This is a genomic window from Pseudomonas sp. CGJS7, assembly GCF_036961695.1.
In genome coordinates this window covers 55,876-72,528 of sequence record NZ_JBAMDI010000002.1, presented here as the reverse complement: position 1 = coordinate 72,528, position 16,653 = coordinate 55,876, and the positions used below count along the sequence as shown (strand labels likewise).

The window sequence follows — 16,653 nt, the reverse complement described above, 5'->3', positions numbered from 1 at the left end:
CGTCGACGGCGGGCGGCAATCCGGCTAAGGTGTGCGCCCCGTATCACCTTGGCCGCTTCTGGCCTGAAACAGGAGCCTAAGCATGGACCTGCTGTTCCTCGGCACCTCCGCCGGGGTGCCCACCAAGGCACGCAATGTCAGCGCCACAGCCGTGATCGAAGCCAGTGGCAGCCACTGGTATCTGGTCGATTGCGGCGAAGGCACCCAGCACCGCCTGCTGCACACCCCGCTTTCGATCCGCGACCTGCGCGCGATCTTCATCACCCACGTGCATGGTGACCATTGCTTCGGCCTGCCCGGCCTGCTGGCCAGCGCGGGCATGAGCGGGCGCACCCAGCCGCTGGAGGTGATCCTGCCCGCCGTATTGCACGACTGGGTACGCCAGGGCCTGGTTGCCAGCGACACCTTCCTGCCGTTCGAGCTGCGCCTGTTGCCCGTGGAAGAGCTGATCGCATGGCGCAGCGAGACCCTGCAGGTGACCACCGTGCAACTGTCGCACCGGGTACCCAGCGTGGGTTTCGTATTCACCGAAATCAACCCTGAGCCACGCCTGGACATCCAGCGCCTGGACGCCGAGGGCATACCGCGTGGTCCGCTGTGGGGCGAGCTGGCCAAGGGGTTGACCGTGACGTACAACGGGCAACTGCTGAACGGCAACGACTACCTGCGCCCTTCGCGTCCGCCCCGGCGGGTGATCGTGTGCGGGGACAACGACAAGCCAGAACTGCTGGCAGCCGTCGCCAGGGGTGCGGATGTACTGGTGCACGAAGCCACCTTCACCCAGGCGGTGGTCGAACGCACCGGGGGCACGTTCGGCCACAGCACCGCCGCTGAGGTGGCACGCTTTGCCGAGGCCGCTGGCGTGCGCAACCTGGTACTGACGCATTTCAGCGCCCGCTACCAGAACGACCCACGACGCAGCCCGCACATCGACAACGTGCGCGACGAGGCCCTCGCCCATTACAGCGGGCAGTTGACCCTGGCGCAGGACCTGCAGCGCTATCACCTTGGCCGTAACGGCCTTCTTGAGGCCAGTGCCTAGGCCGCCAGGCGCCCGCTGGCAATTGCCTCCGACGCCGCCAGCATCGCCCGCAACAATACCGCGCAGCCCGCCGCCAGGTCTTCGGGCGTGGCGTTCTCGATCTCGTTATGGCTGATGCCGTTTTCGCACGGCACGAAAATCATCCCCGCCGGCCCCAGCTCGGCCAGGAAGATCGCGTCATGCCCCGCGCCACTGACGATGTCCATGTGCGGCAGGCCCAGCGCCTTGGCCGACTCGCGCACGGCGTCGACACAGCCTTTGTCGAAGTAAAGCGCCGGGAAGTCGGCCGTGGGCACCAACTCATGGCTCAGGCCATGCTTGGCACAGGTCGCCTCGATCACCCCGCGCACATCGGCAATCATCGCATTCAACTGCTCGCCCTCCAGGTGGCGGAAGTCGAGGGTCATGCGCACTTCGCCCGGGATCACGTTACGCGAGCCCGGGTACGCCTGAAGGCAACCCACTGTGCCACAGGCGTGGGGCTGGTGGGCAAGCGCCGTGCGGTTGACCGCCTCTACCACAGCGGCTGCACCCACCAGGGCGTCCTTGCGCAGGTGCATCGGCGTAGGGCCGGCATGGGCTTCAACACCGCGCAGGGTCAGGTCGAACCACTTCTGGCCCAGGGCGCCGAGGACCACGCCGATGGTCTTGGCCTGGTCCTCAAGGATAGGACCCTGCTCGATATGCGCTTCGAAATACGCCCCCACCGGGTGCCCCGACACGGCACGCGGACCGGCGTAGCCAATGGTGTTCAACGCTTCGCCAACGCTGACACCCTGGGCATCGCGCTTGGCCAGGGTGTCTTCCAGGGTGAACTTGCCGGCGAACACCCCAGACCCCATCATGCACGGCGCAAAACGCGAACCTTCTTCGTTGGTCCACACCACCACTTCGAGCGGCGCTTCGGTTTCCACGCCCAGGTCGTTGAGGGTACGGATCACCTCCAGCCCGGCCATCACCCCGAAGCAGCCATCGAACTTGCCGCCGGTGGGCTGGGTGTCGATATGGCTGCCGGTCATCACCGGCGGCAGCTTGGGGTTACGGCCCGGGCGGCGGGCGAATATGTTGCCGACGGCGTCGATGCTGACCGAGCAACCGGCCGCCTCGCTCCACTGCACGAACAGATCGCGGGCCTGGCGGTCGAGGTCGGTCAAGGCCAGGCGGCAGACACCGCCCTTGGCAGTGGCGCCGAGCCGGGCCAGGTCCATCAGCGACTGCCACAGGCGGGTGCTGTCGACGTGACGGGCGTTGGTCTTCAGGATCTCTTTGACGGGGGTCACGGGCTTCTCCTTCAGGCTTCTTATTGTTTGTACAGGCCTCTTCGAGGCCTCAAGGCAAGGGTTTGACCAGCCGCACCGGGTTGCGTGCCGCCAAACCGCCAAGCACGGCGTACAGTGCACCGCCCAGCAGCGAGCCGGTGAACCAGCCGTAGTCGTAGAACCAGCTGAAACTGCTGTTGCCAATCGCCATTACCGTCAGCCCTACTGGCAAGGCGAAGGCGGCAAAACCGGCCCAGTTCCACGCGGGATACACGTCGTCGCGGTATAGCCCGGCCAGGTCCAGCTTCTGCCGACGGATCAGGAAGTAGTCCACCACCATGATGCCGGCAATGGGCCCCAACAAGCTGGAATAGCCCAGCAGCCAGTTGGAATACACGCTCTCCAGGCTAAGGTCGGAGACAATCAGGCCCAGCTTCTTCAACAGTTCATGCCCCATCAGCGCCAGGCCGATAAAGCCGGTCAGCCATACCGCGCGGCTTCGGCCGATCAGGCGTGGGGCAATGTTCTGGAAGTCATTGGTGGGCGACACGATGTTCGCCGCGGTGTTGGTCGACAGCGTGGCGATCACGATCAGCGCCATGGCCAGGGCCACCCAGAACGGGCTTTGAATCTTGCCGATCAGGCTGACCGGGTCGGACACCGTCTCGCCCACCAGCGACGCCGAAGCGGCGGTCAGCACCACACCCAGCGCAGCGAACAGGAACATGGTCAGCGGCAGGCCGAAGATCTGCCCGAGAATCTGATCCTTCTGGCTGCGGGCGTAGCGGCTGAAGTCGGGAATGTTCAGCGACAGTGTGGCCCAGAAACCGACCATGGCCGTCAGCCCGGCGCAGAAGTAACTGACCACGCTCGCCCCTTCCGGGCGCTTGGGCGGCTGTGCCAACAGCTCGGTCATCGACATGTGCGGCAAGGCCCAGAACAGCAGACCGACGCCCACTGCCACCAGCAGCGGTGCCGAGAGCGTTTCCAGCCACTTGATCGACTCGGCGCCGCGCAGCACCACCCACAGGTTCAGGCACCAGAAGATCATGAAGCCAATCACCTCGCCTGTACCGCCCAGCGCCTTCCAGCCGTCGAACACCGAACCCAGGAACAGGTGAATGGCCAGCCCGCCGAACATGGTCTGAATACCGAACCAACCACAGGCCACCACCGCGCGGATCAGGCACGGTACGTTGGAGCCGAGAATGCCGAACGACGAACGCAGAAGCACCGGAAACGGGATGCCGTACTTGGTACCGGGAAAGGCATTTAGGGTAAGCGGTATCAGCACGATAACGTTGGCCAGCAGGATCGCCAGCAGCGCTTCGCCAACACTGAGGCCGAAGTAGGCGGTGAGGACACCGCCGAGGGTGTAGGTGGGTACGCAGATGGACATGCCCACCCACAGGGCGGTGATGTGCCATTTGTTCCAGGTGCGCTGGTGCACCTTGGTCGGTGCTATGTCGGGGTTGTAGCGCGGGCTGTCGAGGACATCGCTGCCCTCGGACAGCTCGAACAGGCCATCTTGCTCGACCACTTCCGATCTGCTCTGTTGCATAGGCCCTTCTCCAGTTTTTCTTCTATTTTTCGCTCATCAGGCTGATTCGATGACCGGAGTTCGCACGCGGAATTGTGCTTAGAAATCTCGACCAGATTTTCATCTTGTCAAGTTAGTCAAATACCCTGAAAACCCCGTCGCCCATTCGCGCGTTAATTTTTTCCTTTTTTTATCAACAACTTAAAAACCACAAATTTAATGGGAAAATTTTCTTGCTGAATCCAGAATCAGCATCTAGCCTCGAATCTTGTCAGGCCTGACAGGATTGACCGCCCTGCCCGCCCTGCATCCATGACAATGCAAAGAACCGGCCAAGACCGGTCAGCCTGCGAGGAAAACGGCATGTCCCTGTTGATCCGTGGCGCCACCGTGGTTACCCACGAAGAGAGTTACCCCGCCGATGTCCTGTGTGCCGATGGCCTGATCCGTGCCATCGGGCAAAACCTCGAACCGCCCACCGACTGCGAGATCCTCGACGGCAGCGGCCAGTACCTGATGCCCGGCGGCATCGACCCACACACCCACATGCAGTTGCCGTTCATGGGCACGGTGGCCAGCGAGGACTTCTTCAGCGGCACCGCTGCGGGCCTGGCTGGCGGCACCACCTCGATCATCGACTTCGTCATTCCCAACCCGCAGCAGTCGTTGCTGGAGGCCTTCCACACCTGGCGTGGCTGGGCGCAGAAAAGCGCCAGCGACTATGGCTTCCACGTCGCCATCACCTGGTGGAGCGAGCAGGTGGCCGAAGAGATGGGCGAGCTGGTGGCCAAGCACGGGGTGAACAGCTTCAAGCATTTCATGGCCTACAAAAATGCGATCATGGCCGCCGACGATACCCTGGTGGCCAGCTTCGAGCGTTGCCTGCAACTGGGCGCGGTGCCCACCGTGCATGCCGAAAACGGCGAGCTGGTGTACCACCTGCAGAAGAAACTGCTCGCCCAGGGCATGACCGGGCCGGAAGCCCACCCGCTGTCGCGCCCCTCGCAGGTTGAAGGTGAAGCGGCCAGCCGCGCCATCCGCATTGCCGAAACCCTCGGCACGCCGTTGTACCTGGTGCACATTTCCAGCCGCGAGGCACTGGATGAAATCGCCTATGCCCGAGGCAAGGGCCAGCCGGTGTATGGCGAGGTGCTGCCCGGCCACCTGCTGCTGGACGACAGTGTCTACCGCGACCCGGACTGGGCCACCGCCGCCGGTTATGTGATGAGCCCGCCGTTCCGCCCACGCGAACACCAGGAGGCGCTGTGGCGCGGCTTGCAGTCGGGCAACCTGCACACCACCGCCACCGACCACTGCTGCTTCTGCGCCGAGCAGAAAGCCATGGGCCGCGACGACTTCAGCCGCATCCCCAACGGCACCGCCGGCATCGAAGACCGCATGGCGGTGCTGTGGGATGCCGGGGTCAACAGCGGGCGTTTGTCGATGCACGAATTCGTCGCGCTGACCTCTACCAACACGGCGAAAATCTTCAACCTGTTCCCGCGCAAGGGCGCTATCCGCGTGGGTGCCGATGCCGACCTGGTGCTGTGGGACCCGCAGGGCACCCGCACCATCTCCGCCAAAACCCACCACCAGCAGGTGGACTTCAACATTTTCGAAGGCCGCACCGTGCGCGGCATCCCAAGCCACACCATCAGCCAGGGCAAGGTGCTCTGGGCCGATGGCGACCTGCGCGCCGAGCCGGGCGCGGGGCGCTATGTGGAACGGCCGGCGTACCCGGCGGTGTATGAGGTGCTGGGGCGCCGGGCCGAGCATCAGCGGCCGATGCCTGTTCAGCGCTGAAGTCATTGGGGCTGCTGTGCAGCCCATCGCGACGCAAGGCCGCTCCCACAAGGACCGCCATCGCCTGTGGGAGCGGCCCCAGAATCGACCGCAATACCTGTCGCCTGCACCAAAAAAAATAGAGAGGCTACAACCGTGACCAACGCCCTGAACCATTTGCCGCGCCCACGGGCCGGCGCCGACCAGTTGGCCGAGCGCTTCAGCGACCTGGCCCCACCCCTCACCGCGCGTCAGGCCGCCCTGGAAAGTGCACGCTGCCTGTACTGCTACGACGCCCCCTGCGTCAACGCTTGCCCCAGCGAAATTGACATCCCCTCGTTCATACACCGCATCAGTGACGAAAACCTGCAAGGCGCCGCCGAGCGCATTCTTTCGGCCAACATTCTGGGCGGTAGTTGCGCCCGCGTGTGCCCCACCGAAATCCTCTGCCAGCAAGCCTGCGTGCGCAACAACGCCCAGGAATGCGCGCCGGTGCTGATCGGCCAACTGCAGCGTTACGCCCTGGACAACGCCCAGTTCAGCGCACACCCGTTCAAGCGCTCGGCAGCCACCGGCAAGCGAATCGCCGTGGTGGGCGCCGGCCCGGCAGGGCTGTCCTGCGCCCACCGCCTGGCCATGCACGGGCATGACGTGGTGGTGTTCGAGGCCTGCGACAAAGCCGGTGGCCTCAACGAGTACGGCATCGCCCGCTACAAGCTGGTAGACGACTATGCCCAGCGTGAAGTGGATTTCTTGTTGGGCATTGGCGGTATCGAAGTCCGCCATGGCCAGCGCCTGGGTGGCAACCTCAGCCTGGGCGAACTGCGCGATCAGTACGACGCGGTGTTCCTGGGCCTCGGCCTGAATGCCGTGCGCCAGCTAGGGCTGCCCGACGAGGAAGCCCCCGGTGTGGTCGCCGCCACCGAATACATCCGCGAGCTACGCCAGGCCGATGACCTGAGCCAGCTACCGTTGGCCGACCGCTGCCTGGTGATCGGTGCTGGCAACACGGCCATCGACATGGCCGTGCAGATGAGCCGTCTGGGTGCCCGCGACGTCAACCTGGTCTATCGCCGTGGCCACGCCGACATGGGCGCGACCGGCCACGAGCAGGACATTGCCAAGGCCAACCAGGTACGCCTGCACACCTGGGCCCGCCCTGATGCCGTGCTGCTGGATGACGCCGGCAAGGTCCGCGGCATGCGCTTTGCCCGCACCGAGCTGGCGGAAGGCCGCCTGCGCGATACCGGCGAAACCTTCGAGCTGGCTGCGGACGCCATTTTCAAGGCCATTGGCCAACGCTTTGACGATGCCAGCCTCGCCGACCCGGTGGCTGCGCAACTGGCCCGCGAGGGTGAGCGCATCCGCGTTGACGAAAACCTGCAGACCAGCCTGCCGGGCGTGTACGCAGGCGGCGACTGCACCGCGCTGGGGCAGGACCTTACCGTGCAGGCCGTGCAACACGGCAAGCTGGCCGCCGAAGCCATCCATGCCCAACTCATGCTCAACGTGGAGGCAGCGTAAATGGCCGACTTGTCTATCGTATTTGCCGGCATCAAGGCACCCAACCCCTTCTGGCTGGCCTCCGCACCGCCAACCGACAAGGCCTACAACGTGGTCCGCGCCTTCGAGGCCGGCTGGGGCGGCGTGGTCTGGAAGACCCTGGGCGAAGACCCTGCAGCGGTCAACGTGTCGTCGCGCTACTCGGCGCACTATGGCCCCAACCGTCAGGTACAGGGGATCAACAATATCGAGTTGATCACCGACCGCTCCCTGGAAATCAACCTGCGTGAAATCACCCAGGTGAAGAAGGACTGGCCAGACCGCGCACTGATCGTGTCGCTGATGGTGCCGTGCATAGAGGAATCGTGGAAGTTCATCCTGCCGCTGGTGGAAGCCACCGGGGCTGATGGCATCGAGCTGAACTTCGGTTGCCCGCACGGTATGCCGGAGCGCGGCATGGGGGCGGCCGTCGGCCAGGTGCCGGAATATGTGGAAATGGTCACCCGCTGGTGCAAGACGTACTGCGCGCTGCCGGTGATCGTGAAGCTTACGCCGAACATCACCGATATCCGCCAGTCGGCCCGCGCCGCGCACCGAGGCGGGGCCGATGCCGTGTCGTTGATCAACACCATCAACTCGATCACCAGCGTCGACCTGGACCGCATGGTGGCCCACCCAATTGTCGGAGACCAGAGCACCCATGGCGGTTACTGCGGTTCGGCAGTGAAGCCGATTGCCTTGAACATGGTGGCGGAAATCGCCCGCGACCCGGAAACGCGGGGCTTGCCGATTTGTGGCATTGGCGGCATCGGTAACTGGCGTGACGCCGCCGAGTTCATGGCCCTGGGCAGTGGCGCCGTGCAGGTGTGCACGGCAGCGATGCTGCATGGCTTCCGTATCGTCGAGGACATGCAGGACGGCCTGGCACGCTGGATGGACCAGCATGGGCATGCCACTATCGAAGCGTTCCGCGGGCAGGCGGTGGGGCATACCACCGACTGGAAATACCTGGACATCAACTATAAATCGGTAGCGCACATTGACCAGGAGGCGTGCATTGGTTGCGGGCGCTGCCACATTGCGTGCGAGGACACCTCGCACCAGGCGATTGCAAGCACGCTGAAGGCTGACGGCACGCATGCCTACAGTGTGATCGAAGAGGAATGCGTGGGCTGCAACCTGTGCCAGATCACCTGCCCGGTGGAAAACTGCATCGAAATGGAGGCACAGGACACCGGCAAGCCGTACCTGAACTGGACGCAGGATCCGCGTAACCCGTACCGCGAGGCCAGTTGAAGCAATGGGGGCTGCCATGCAGCCCTTCGCGGGCTTGCCCGCTCCCACAGGACTGCGCCGTTTCTGAGGACAGCGCAGAACCTGTGGGAGCGGGCAAGCCCGCGAATGCCGCGCAGCGGCCTCCATCGCCGGTTCACGGCTCCAGCCCGATCCCCCGCAAGATCACGCTGGTCACCGTCTGCACCGCACTCTCGAACGCCATGTCCGACAGCATCTCGCCGCCGTTTAGCAACTGCACCTGGTAGCCGAAGTCGGCGTAATGCTGGGTCGAGGCCCAGATCATGTACAGCAGCGCCGACGGCTCCACCGGCAGAATGCGCCCCTCTTCCACCCAACAGCGGATCTTGGCCTCTTTCATCTTCGCCCAGGGCACCAGGCTTTCGTCGAGGTTAACCCCCAGCACCGGCGCCCCGTGCAGCATCTCTTCAGCCCAGATTTTCGAGCCCAGCGGCCGCGAGCGCGAATGCCCCATCTTCGCCCGGATGTAGCTGGTCAGCACCACACGCGGATCGTCGAAGTTCTCGAAGCACAGGGCGTCCTGCTTCCACACATCCAGCAGGTCCTGCAGCACCGCGCGGAACAGCTCGTCCTTGGTGCTGAAGTAATAATGCAGGTTGGAGCGTGGCAGCTCAGCCTGCTCGGCAATATCGCCCATGGAGGTGGCGCCGTAGCCCTTCTCGGCAAACACCTTTTCCGCCGCTTGCAGGATTTTTTCGATATTGCGTCGGCGGATTTCGATCTTGTGATTGGCCATCAGGCTTGGGCCGTCCACACCGCCAGCTCATAACCGTCCGGGTCGATGAAATGAAAGCGCCGCCCGCCGGGGAAGGCAAAGGTCGCCCGGCTGATTTTCGCCCCGGCAGCTTCGATCCGTTGCTGCGTGGCCTCCAGGTCGTCAGCGTACAGGATGACCAGCGGCCCGCCCGGGCGCACCGGCTCACCCGTGGTGAAGCCACCCGTCAACCGGCCATCGCTGAACTCGGTGTAGGTCGGCCCGTAGTCGGTGAACGCCCAGCCGAATACACTGCCATAGAAGGCCTTGCTCCGTGAGATGTCGCTGACATTGAACTCGATGTTGTCGATCTGCCGGTCAGTACCGCGAATGCCCATGTATGCTCCGTGCCGAAAGGGTTTGGCCTAGTCTACTCCGGTCAAGGCAGTCGCCCTACTCATTCGCTACCCACAACGCGCCCGGTCGCGCGCCGGGCACTGTGCGCGGTGCAGATTCAGCGCGGTGTTGATGATGCCTATCTGGCTGAAGGCCTGGGGGAAGTTGCCGAGCATGCGCTGGCCGGCCGGGTCGTACTGTTCGGCCAGCAGGCCGAGGTCGTTGCACAGGCCGGTCAGGTGTTGGTACAGCGCTTCGGCTTTGGCCTGGCGCCCCAGCAATACATATACGTCAGCCAGCCAGAACGAACACACCAGGAAGGTGCCCTCTCCCGGCGTCAGGCCGTCGCTGCAGCTGTCACTGTCATAGCGCAGCAGCAGGCCGTTCTTCATCAGACGCTGTTCGATCTGTTCGAGGGTGCGCATGAAGCGTGGGTCATCCGCCGGCAGGAAGCCGGTCAGAGCGATCTGCAACAGGCTGGCGTCCATTTCGGTCGAACCATAGGCCTGGACGAAGAACCGGCCGCTGGGGTCGAGGCCGTGCTCGCACACGTCGCGGTGAATCTCGTCAGCCACCTGGCGATAATGCTGCCCGCGCTCGCGGCCTTCTTCCGTAGTGTCGGCCAGCCCTGCGGCGCGGTCGAAGGCGACCCAGGCCATCACCTTGGAGTGCACGAACTGCTGCCGGCCGCCACGCACTTCCCAGATGCCTTCGTCCGGCTCGCGCCAGATGCGTTCGACATAAGGCAATATCAAGCGCGAAATGGCGGCGCTGCGCGGGTGGCGGGGCAACCCGCCCTTGATCGCCTGGGTCATCGCATCGGCCAGTTCGCCATAGATGTCCAGTTGCCTCTGCGCCGAAGCGGCGTTGCCCACCCGCACCGGCTGAGAATGCTCATAACCGGCGAGCCACGGCAAGGTGTACTCCTGCAGGTCACGCTCGCCAGCCAGGCCATACATGATCTGCATCTGCTCGGGGTTGCCGGCCACCGAGCGCAGCAGCCACTCGCGCCAGGCCTGGGCCTCGTCGAAGTAGCCAAGGTTCATGAAGGCCAGCAGGGTCATGGTCGCGTCGCGCAGCCAGCAGAAGCGGTAGTCCCAGTTGCGCTCGCCGCCCACACGCTCGGGCAGCGACGTGGTGACGGCAGCGACAATACCGCCGGTGGGGGCGTAGGTCATGGCCTTGAGGGTGAGCAGCGACCGACGCACCAGGGCGGTATATGGCCCTACCTGCGGGCAGCGGTCGGCGAAGGCCTGCCATTGCTCACAGGTGTTTGCCAGGGCATGGTCGATGTTGCAGTCAGGCTGCACCGGCAAGTGCGAGGGCTGGTGACGCAGGCTGAAGACCTGGCGCTGGCCCGCGCTGACGCGAAAGCGGCAGCCGGTATGGTGGTCGCGGGCTTGCGGGGGCACGGTGCTGCACAGGATCAGCCGGTCAGGGCCGGCGACGGCGCTGAGGGTCAGTGGGTCCAGTCGTTCCACCCAGGGCACGCTGCGGCCGTAGTCGAAGCGCATGACCAGGTCCATTTCGAAATGGGTTTCGCCAGACAAGCCTTCGACGATGCGCACCACCGAATTGACTTCGCCCAGGGGCATGAAGTCGAGCACCCGGGCACGACCGCTGGCGGTGACCCAAGTGGTTTCCAGCACCAGGGTGTCGCCCAGGTATTGGCGGCTGCTGTGCGTTACCGGGTCGCAAGGGGCCAGGCGCCAGCGGCCATTTTCTTCGTTGCCCAGCAGGGCCGCGAACACCGCGGGGGCGTCGAAGCGTGGCAGGCACAGCCAGTCCAGCGCGCCATCGCGGCTGACCAGCGCCGCACTTCGGCAGTTGCCCAGCAGGGCGTAGTCTTCGATATGGGCAGGCATTAGGTCTCCTTTGTGTGGTTGCCTGTGCTGGCCTCTTCGCAGGTGCCTGAGGGAAATGGAATTCCCTGTAGGAGCGGGCTTGCCCGCGAAAGGGCCGGCACAGGCTTGCAAACCTCTCACCCCAACCGGTGCCACTCCCGCTTGTCGCGGGTCAGCAATTCATTGCCGGCCTCAGGCCCATCTTCGCCAGCCGAGTACTCATGCACTTCGCCGCCCTGGGCCCAGGCATCGAGAAACGGCTGCACCGCTCGCCAACCGTTTTCGATGTTGTCAGCCCGCTGGAACAGGGTCTGGTCACCGGTCAGGCAGTCATAGATCAGCGTCTCGTAGCCAGTGGCCGGGGTCATCTTGAAGAAGTCCTTGTAGGCAAAACCCAACTCGACATTCTCCATCACCAGCTCTGGCCCGGGCCGTTTGGCTTGCAGGTCGAACCACATGCCTTCATTGGGCTGGATCTGGATTTTCAGGTAGTTGGGTTTGGGCCGTTCCAGCTCCGACTCGCGAAACTGCGCATACGGTGCGGGCTTGAAGCAGATGGCAATCTCGGTATCACGCACGCTCATGCGCTTGCCGGTGCGCAGGTAGAACGGCACGCCGGCCCAGCGCCAGTTGTCGATCATCACCTTCAGCGCCACGTAGGTCTCGGTCTGGCTATCCGGCGCGACGTTGGACTCCTGACGGTAGCCTGGCAACGGCTTGCGCCCCTGCTTGCCGGCGCTGTACTGGCCTCGTACGGAATTCTTCAGGGCCATTTTTGCCGACCATGGGCGGATAGCGCCGATTACCTTGGCCTTTTCACCGCGCACCGCATCAGCGCCGAACGCGGCCGGCGGCTCCATGGCCACCATCGCCAGCAACTGGAACAGGTGGTTGGGCACCATGTCGCGCAGGGCGCCGGTGCTGTCATAGAAGGCACCACGGGTCTCGACACCGACGGTTTCCGCTGCGGTGATCTGCACGTGGTCGATGTAGTGATTGTTCCAGAACGATTCGAACAGGCCGTTGGAAAAGCGGCTGACCAGAATATTCTGCACCGTCTCTTTGCCCAGGTAATGGTCGATGCGGTAGATCTGCCGCTCGCCCATCACCTTCAGCAGGCAGGCGTTGAGCGCCTCGGCGCTGGCCAGGTCGGTGCCGAACGGTTTTTCAACCACCACCCGGCGAAAGCCGCCGGCAGACTCGTCCAGCAGGCCGGCCTGCCCCAGGCGCTGCGCCACCTCAGGGAAGAAGCGCGGCGACGTGGCCAGATAGAAAATGGCATTGCCGTGGCGGGTCTTGTCGATGCGCCTGGCCAGGGCCTGGTAGGTGGCCGGATCGAGAAAGTCGCCCGTCTGGTAATCCAGGCGCTTGGCCAGGCGGGCCCATAGCTTCTCGTCCAGGCACTTGGCGCTGCCCTCGCTTCCTTTGTCACGCTCGACCATGAACGCGTGCAGGCGCGCGGCGAAATCCTCGGCGCTGGCCGGGTTATGGTCGACGCCGACGATGCGCAGGTTACGGTCCAGCAAACCGTCACGGCTGAGGTTGTACAGCGCGGGCATCAGCAGGCGCTTGACCAGGTCGCCATTGGCGCCGAACAGGAACAGGGTACAAGGGGGGGCGGCCGCAAGGGTCTGTTTAGTCATTCGCCTTTCTTCTCGACGTGGCCACCGAAGCCCAGGCGCATGGCCGAGAGAATCTTGTCACCGTAGGTGCCCTGTTGCTGGCGCGAACGGAAGCGCGCGAACAGTGCGCTGGACAACACCGGCACCGGCACCGCCTGCTCGACGGCGGCGTCGATGGTCCAGCGGCCTTCGCCACTGTCGGACACCGAGCCACTGAATTGCGACAACTGAGGGTCAGCCACCAGCGCATCGGCGGTGAGGTCGAGCAGCCACGAGGTCACCACGCTGCCGCGTCGCCACACTTCGGCAATTTCGGCAACGTTCAGGTCGAAGCGCTGGTCTTCGGGCAGCTCGTTGCCGCCTTTGCTGCGCAGCAGGTCGAAGCCTTCGGCATAGGCCTGCATCAGGCCGTACTCGATGCCGTTATGCACCATTTTCACGTAGTGCCCGGCGCCGGGTGGGCCGGCATGGATGTAGCCGTGCTCGGCACGCTGGTGCTCGCCGCTGCGGCCATGGGTACGCGGGATGTCGCCCACGCCCGGTGCCAGCGCCTTGAACAGCGGTTCGAGGCGCTCGAACACGTCCTTTTCGCCGCCGATCATCATGCAGTAGCCGCGGTCCAGGCCCCACACGCCGCCGGACGTCCCGACGTCCAGATAATGCAGGCCGCGCTTGGCCAGTTCTGCCGCGCGGCGCATGTCGTCCTTGTAGAAGGTGTTGCCGCCGTCGATGATCGCATCGCCCGGCTCCAGCATTTCGGCCAGCTGGGCGATGGTCTGCTCGGTGGCGTCACCAGCCGGCAGCATCACCCATACCGCGCGCGGCGCTTTCAGCTTTTGTACCAGTGCACCGAGGTCATGCGCGCCCTGGGCGCCTTCGCCCTCCAGGCCGGTGATGGCTTCACGGTTGCGGTCGTGCACCACGGTGCGGTGACCGGCGCGCATCAGGCGCCTTGCGATATTGCCGCCCATACGGCCCAGCCCGATGATTCCCAGTTGCATGAGCCAATGCTCCCTTTTCGAAATGGATGACGACAGTCCAGCTTTTCAGATTAGTCCAGCATGCCGCCCGAGGGTTCAGCGACGAACGGCAAGACCACAATAAACAAAAAAGTTCCCAAGCCCGGTGAAAGAATTCAGAATGCGCCCCGCGTGAAGCGTCTACGCTTTGACTTGTCACCAGCCAAAACCGCGAGGTGTGCTCATGGGTACATTGATGCCTGCAACCCCACCCCAGACCCTCTATGTCTCCGTGCGCCGTGATGAGCTGCGTAAACTGAAGGACGAACGTGACCAGCTGCGTCAGCAGGTCGCCCAGTTGAACCTGCTGTTGGCGCAAGCGCGCACCGATGGCAAGGCCGTCAGCCTCTGATCTTGCCCATTCCCTGTGGGGGCTGAACCGCTCCCACTTCGCTTAATCGAGCAACCAACTTTTATCGCCATTTTCCAGGACGCCGCCATGACTGGTAGCATCGCCTACCCTAGCAAGCGGCTGTCCTTCATCCATCATCAGCGCCGAGCCGCTGGTGATCGCCGCCCCACAGCCGAGCCTGTCGCCAACCCTGGCGGCCGCCCTGCCGTTGACGAAGAACAGGCTGGAGCCGCTGCTGACGCTGGTGGAGCCGCACAATGGGCAATGGTGAGGGTGACCAAGCAGAACGATGGCAGGCATTGTCGCCACTCCTGAATCATGTAAAGCGCCAGGCACTCATGCCGGCAGCGCCAATCAGAATGTCCTCGACAGCCGCCAGTGCACCACCTGGCCATCGATCTTGGGGAAGGGTGTCTGGTGCATGAACACCTGTTCACCCACACTGCGCTCGACGCAGGTGTAATGACCGGGCCATGGGCAAGGGGTGCCAGAAGGCCAGCCAGGAGCGTCCTCGCGCCTGGCGGTTTCCGGGTCGCGGAACTGCTTGCCCAGTCGTCGGTAATGCGCCCTTGCGATGAGTGCCTTTGGAAAAAAATGTGGGGCGCTCTCCAGAGCATCCCTTGGCACAGACCATAAAAACGCTACCAGCGCCGCTTCGAATGCCCAGTAGCCCAGGTGGTCACCCCGTGCCCGGGCATGGCGATCGTGCCAATAGCAGCCATGCGCCTTGGCATACCACTGTTCGAGATAGCGCAAGAGCGCTTCATGCTGCGCTTGGCCACGCAGGTCGAGGCTCTCCAGCAAGGCGGCGTAGGTCTCGGGGTGAAGCAGCGAGGTCCCCGGGTATGCCTTGCCCAGCCGCAGGAACAGGCGATGCAGCAGCAGGTCGGGGCTGCGCTCGTCGTCCTGGTTCAGCCAGCCCAGCACCTGGCCGACACGATCGGGGTAACCGCACAGCACGGCCAACGACAGCAGCCACAAAGCAACCCGGTATTCGTCCGCCACCCAGGGGCGCAGTTGCTCGCAGGTTGTCGGGTACGCCGTAAAATGCCGGGTGAACTGGGCGAACGCGTAATCAACATAGGCCTCCACCAGTTCCATCGGCTCGCCACCCGAGTAGCGCTGGATGGCCAGCTCCAGTGCCATGTGCGCCCAGTCGCGACTGAGGCCACGGTAATGATGCTTGCGCTCGGCGGACTCGGCCAGCAATGCCTGGGTATCAGGGTCGGCAAACTCCTGCTCTTTTTCACGGGTCGAGGCGTGGTAATGCTGCTCGACCATCCACGGGTCGCGCTTGATGCTGTCGAACGGGTCCATAGGCCCTCCCGCACGCTATAAGCCTTTCACCAAGCGCCAAACCACGGAGCGCCCATTTTCGCTCGGCATTTCTACGCCTTGCATGAATGTCTGAGGCCCTACAGCCCATTCATCACACACCCACACTCCCGTGCGCGGGCAAATTTCACCCGACTTGGCAAGTGCATCCGAATACGGCGCACTTTGCAGGTGTTCTGGGAAGCTTTTGATCACTTGAAGCTTGCGAGCATCGTCTACCAAATCCTTCGGGTAAAAAGGAAGGTCTCTGTAGGGTGCATCGTCGACGCCCCACAGCACAGTGACCAATCCTGCCTCAAATGCCCAGTAGCCAAAGAAACCCGCATCGCTTCGTGCTTTGTGCCGATCATGCCAATAACAGTTGCGCATGCCTCGATACCACTGCTTCAGGTAACTACGCATTGACTGTTGCTGCTCATCCTTCTCAGTATTTAAAGCATTGAGCAATTCATGATAAGGGCGCTCATGAATCAATGTGCTCCCAGGGATAGTCACCCCAACACGAGAAAACAGTTGTCGCAACAAGATGTCTTCACCGTCATCAGCGTCTTTACTTAAATAGCCTACAATTTGCGTGATGCGCCCGGGCATATTCAACAGCACTGCCAAAGACAAAAGCCAAAGAGCAAACTGGTATGCGTCGGGCTCCCATAGTTTCAGCGAGAAGCTCGGATAGGCCTGTTTATGACGCTGAAACTGAGAAAACACGTGCTCAGCATAGGGCCGGAGGGTCTCTAATGGCTCGCCTCCTGAATACAACTCAATCAATAGCTCAAGTGATTGATAGCACCACCCCCAACTTAACCCCTCCACATTAACATAATCTGGCCAAGACTTAGCCAAAAACTCTTCAGCGCTCCGCTCAAAATATTTCTCCTTCAGATAAGACACATCATCCACATAAAACTTCTCTTGCAGGAGCGGCTCTCTTTTAACCCGATCAAAATGCAC

General features: G+C 63.2%; 15 protein-coding genes. 5 read left to right on the top strand and 10 right to left on the bottom strand.

From position 1 onward, the window contains the following. The first annotated feature begins 82 nt into the window (after positions 1-82). On the top strand, positions 83-1,042 hold the full coding sequence (locus V7787_RS01760; protein WP_064491937.1) for a ribonuclease Z: 960 nt from the start codon (positions 83-85) through the stop codon (positions 1,040-1,042). Here the strand turns inward: V7787_RS01760 and V7787_RS01755 are convergent. Together V7787_RS01755 and V7787_RS01750 are read right to left on the bottom strand one after the other, a co-directional pair. Beyond that, the gene (locus tag V7787_RS01755) at positions 1,039-2,322 is read right to left on the bottom strand and encodes a Zn-dependent hydrolase (protein ID WP_064491938.1); all 1,284 of its coding nucleotides are present in this window, start codon (positions 2,320-2,322) and stop codon (positions 1,039-1,041) included. The genes V7787_RS01760 and V7787_RS01755 overlap by 4 nt on opposite strands. 49 nt (positions 2,323-2,371) lie before the next feature. Further along, positions 2,372-3,862, bottom strand: a complete 1,491-nt coding sequence (locus V7787_RS01750) for an NCS1 family nucleobase:cation symporter-1 (RefSeq protein WP_064491939.1) — start codon at positions 3,860-3,862, stop codon at positions 2,372-2,374. Between the two features lie 342 nt (positions 3,863-4,204). On the opposite strand from V7787_RS01750, the gene hydA reads away from it, so the two are divergent. From hydA to preA, 3 genes are all read left to right on the top strand, one after another. Further along, the gene (gene hydA / locus V7787_RS01745) at positions 4,205-5,644 is read left to right on the top strand and encodes a dihydropyrimidinase (RefSeq protein WP_014590358.1); all 1,440 of its coding nucleotides are present in this window, start codon (positions 4,205-4,207) and stop codon (positions 5,642-5,644) included. 135 nt (positions 5,645-5,779) lie between these two features. Beyond that, a complete protein-coding gene (locus V7787_RS01740; RefSeq protein WP_020190488.1) occupies positions 5,780-7,147 on the top strand; it encodes an NAD(P)-dependent oxidoreductase in 1,368 nt (455 codons plus the stop codon). Beyond that, positions 7,148-8,422 carry an NAD-dependent dihydropyrimidine dehydrogenase subunit PreA gene (gene preA, locus V7787_RS01735; RefSeq protein ID WP_064491940.1) on the top strand — a complete coding sequence of 425 codons (1,275 nt, stop codon included), beginning with the start codon at positions 7,148-7,150 and terminating at the stop codon, positions 8,420-8,422. A 133-nt stretch (positions 8,423-8,555) separates the two neighbouring features. Here preA and V7787_RS01730 read toward each other — a convergent pair whose 3' ends face one another. The 5 genes from V7787_RS01730 to gnd form a co-directional block, all read right to left on the bottom strand. Then, positions 8,556-9,176, bottom strand: coding sequence for a TetR/AcrR family transcriptional regulator (locus tag V7787_RS01730; RefSeq protein ID WP_028697673.1), 621 nt, complete (start codon positions 9,174-9,176; stop codon positions 8,556-8,558). Next, positions 9,176-9,532 carry a VOC family protein gene (locus V7787_RS01725; protein WP_003251273.1) on the bottom strand — a complete coding sequence of 119 codons (357 nt, stop codon included), beginning with the start codon at positions 9,530-9,532 and terminating at the stop codon, positions 9,176-9,178. The genes V7787_RS01730 and V7787_RS01725 overlap by 1 nt, the downstream gene beginning before the upstream one ends. A 66-nt stretch (positions 9,533-9,598) precedes the next feature. Then, a complete protein-coding gene (locus V7787_RS01720) occupies positions 9,599-11,395 on the bottom strand; it encodes a glycoside hydrolase family 15 protein (protein WP_336085149.1) in 1,797 nt (598 codons plus the stop codon). Positions 11,396-11,511: 116 nt separating this feature from the next. Further along, the gene (gene zwf / locus V7787_RS01715; RefSeq protein WP_064491942.1) at positions 11,512-13,017 is read right to left on the bottom strand and encodes a glucose-6-phosphate dehydrogenase; all 1,506 of its coding nucleotides are present in this window, start codon (positions 13,015-13,017) and stop codon (positions 11,512-11,514) included. After that, positions 13,014-13,997, bottom strand: coding sequence for a phosphogluconate dehydrogenase (NAD(+)-dependent, decarboxylating) (gene gnd / locus V7787_RS01710; RefSeq protein WP_064491943.1), 984 nt, complete (start codon positions 13,995-13,997; stop codon positions 13,014-13,016). The genes zwf and gnd overlap by 4 nt, the downstream gene beginning before the upstream one ends. A 202-nt stretch (positions 13,998-14,199) precedes the next feature. On the opposite strand from gnd, the gene V7787_RS01705 reads away from it, so the two are divergent. Beyond that, a complete protein-coding gene (locus V7787_RS01705) occupies positions 14,200-14,367 on the top strand; it encodes a DUF6026 family protein (RefSeq protein WP_014860810.1) in 168 nt (55 codons plus the stop codon). A 42-nt stretch (positions 14,368-14,409) separates the two neighbouring features. Here the strand turns inward: V7787_RS01705 and V7787_RS01700 are convergent, their stop codons facing one another. The 3 genes from V7787_RS01700 to V7787_RS01690 are packed head-to-tail and all read right to left on the bottom strand — an operon-like array spanning position 14,410 to position 16,653. Then, positions 14,410-14,667 (bottom strand): PAAR domain-containing protein, encoded by a 258-nt coding sequence (locus V7787_RS01700; protein ID WP_129931992.1) that lies wholly within the window; start codon positions 14,665-14,667, stop codon positions 14,410-14,412. 54 nt (positions 14,668-14,721) lie between these two features. Continuing rightward, on the bottom strand, positions 14,722-15,684 hold the full coding sequence (locus V7787_RS01695) for a PoNi-like cognate immunity protein (protein ID WP_336085144.1): 963 nt from the start codon (positions 15,682-15,684) through the stop codon (positions 14,722-14,724). Positions 15,685-15,699: 15 nt separating this feature from the next. Further along, entirely contained in the window at positions 15,700-16,653 is a 954-nt protein-coding gene (locus tag V7787_RS01690) for a PoNi-like cognate immunity protein (protein WP_336085142.1), read from the bottom strand.

What these genes read in the sequence shown, in the direction of transcription:
- V7787_RS01760 (WP_064491937.1), top strand. Translation starts at nt 83, where the DNA reads ATGGACCTGCTGTTCCTCGGCACCTCCGCCGGGGTGCCCACCAAGGCA.
- V7787_RS01750 (WP_064491939.1), bottom strand. Translation starts at nt 3,862, where the DNA reads ATGCAACAGAGCAGATCGGAAGTGGTCGAGCAAGATGGCCTGTTCGAG.
- hydA (WP_014590358.1), top strand. Translation starts at nt 4,205, where the DNA reads ATGTCCCTGTTGATCCGTGGCGCCACCGTGGTTACCCACGAAGAGAGT.
- preA (WP_064491940.1), top strand. Translation starts at nt 7,148, where the DNA reads ATGGCCGACTTGTCTATCGTATTTGCCGGCATCAAGGCACCCAACCCC.
- V7787_RS01730 (WP_028697673.1), bottom strand. Translation starts at nt 9,176, where the DNA reads ATGGCCAATCACAAGATCGAAATCCGCCGACGCAATATCGAAAAAATC.
- V7787_RS01725 (WP_003251273.1), bottom strand. Translation starts at nt 9,532, where the DNA reads ATGGGCATTCGCGGTACTGACCGGCAGATCGACAACATCGAGTTCAAT.
- V7787_RS01720 (WP_336085149.1), bottom strand. Translation starts at nt 11,395, where the DNA reads ATGCCTGCCCATATCGAAGACTACGCCCTGCTGGGCAACTGCCGAAGT.
- zwf (WP_064491942.1), bottom strand. Translation starts at nt 13,017, where the DNA reads ATGACTAAACAGACCCTTGCGGCCGCCCCCCCTTGTACCCTGTTCCTG.
- gnd (WP_064491943.1), bottom strand. Translation starts at nt 13,997, where the DNA reads ATGCAACTGGGAATCATCGGGCTGGGCCGTATGGGCGGCAATATCGCA.
- V7787_RS01705 (WP_014860810.1), top strand. Translation starts at nt 14,200, where the DNA reads ATGGGTACATTGATGCCTGCAACCCCACCCCAGACCCTCTATGTCTCC.
- V7787_RS01700 (WP_129931992.1), bottom strand. Translation starts at nt 14,667, where the DNA reads ATGCCTGCCATCGTTCTGCTTGGTCACCCTCACCATTGCCCATTGTGC.
- V7787_RS01695 (WP_336085144.1), bottom strand. Translation starts at nt 15,684, where the DNA reads ATGGACCCGTTCGACAGCATCAAGCGCGACCCGTGGATGGTCGAGCAG.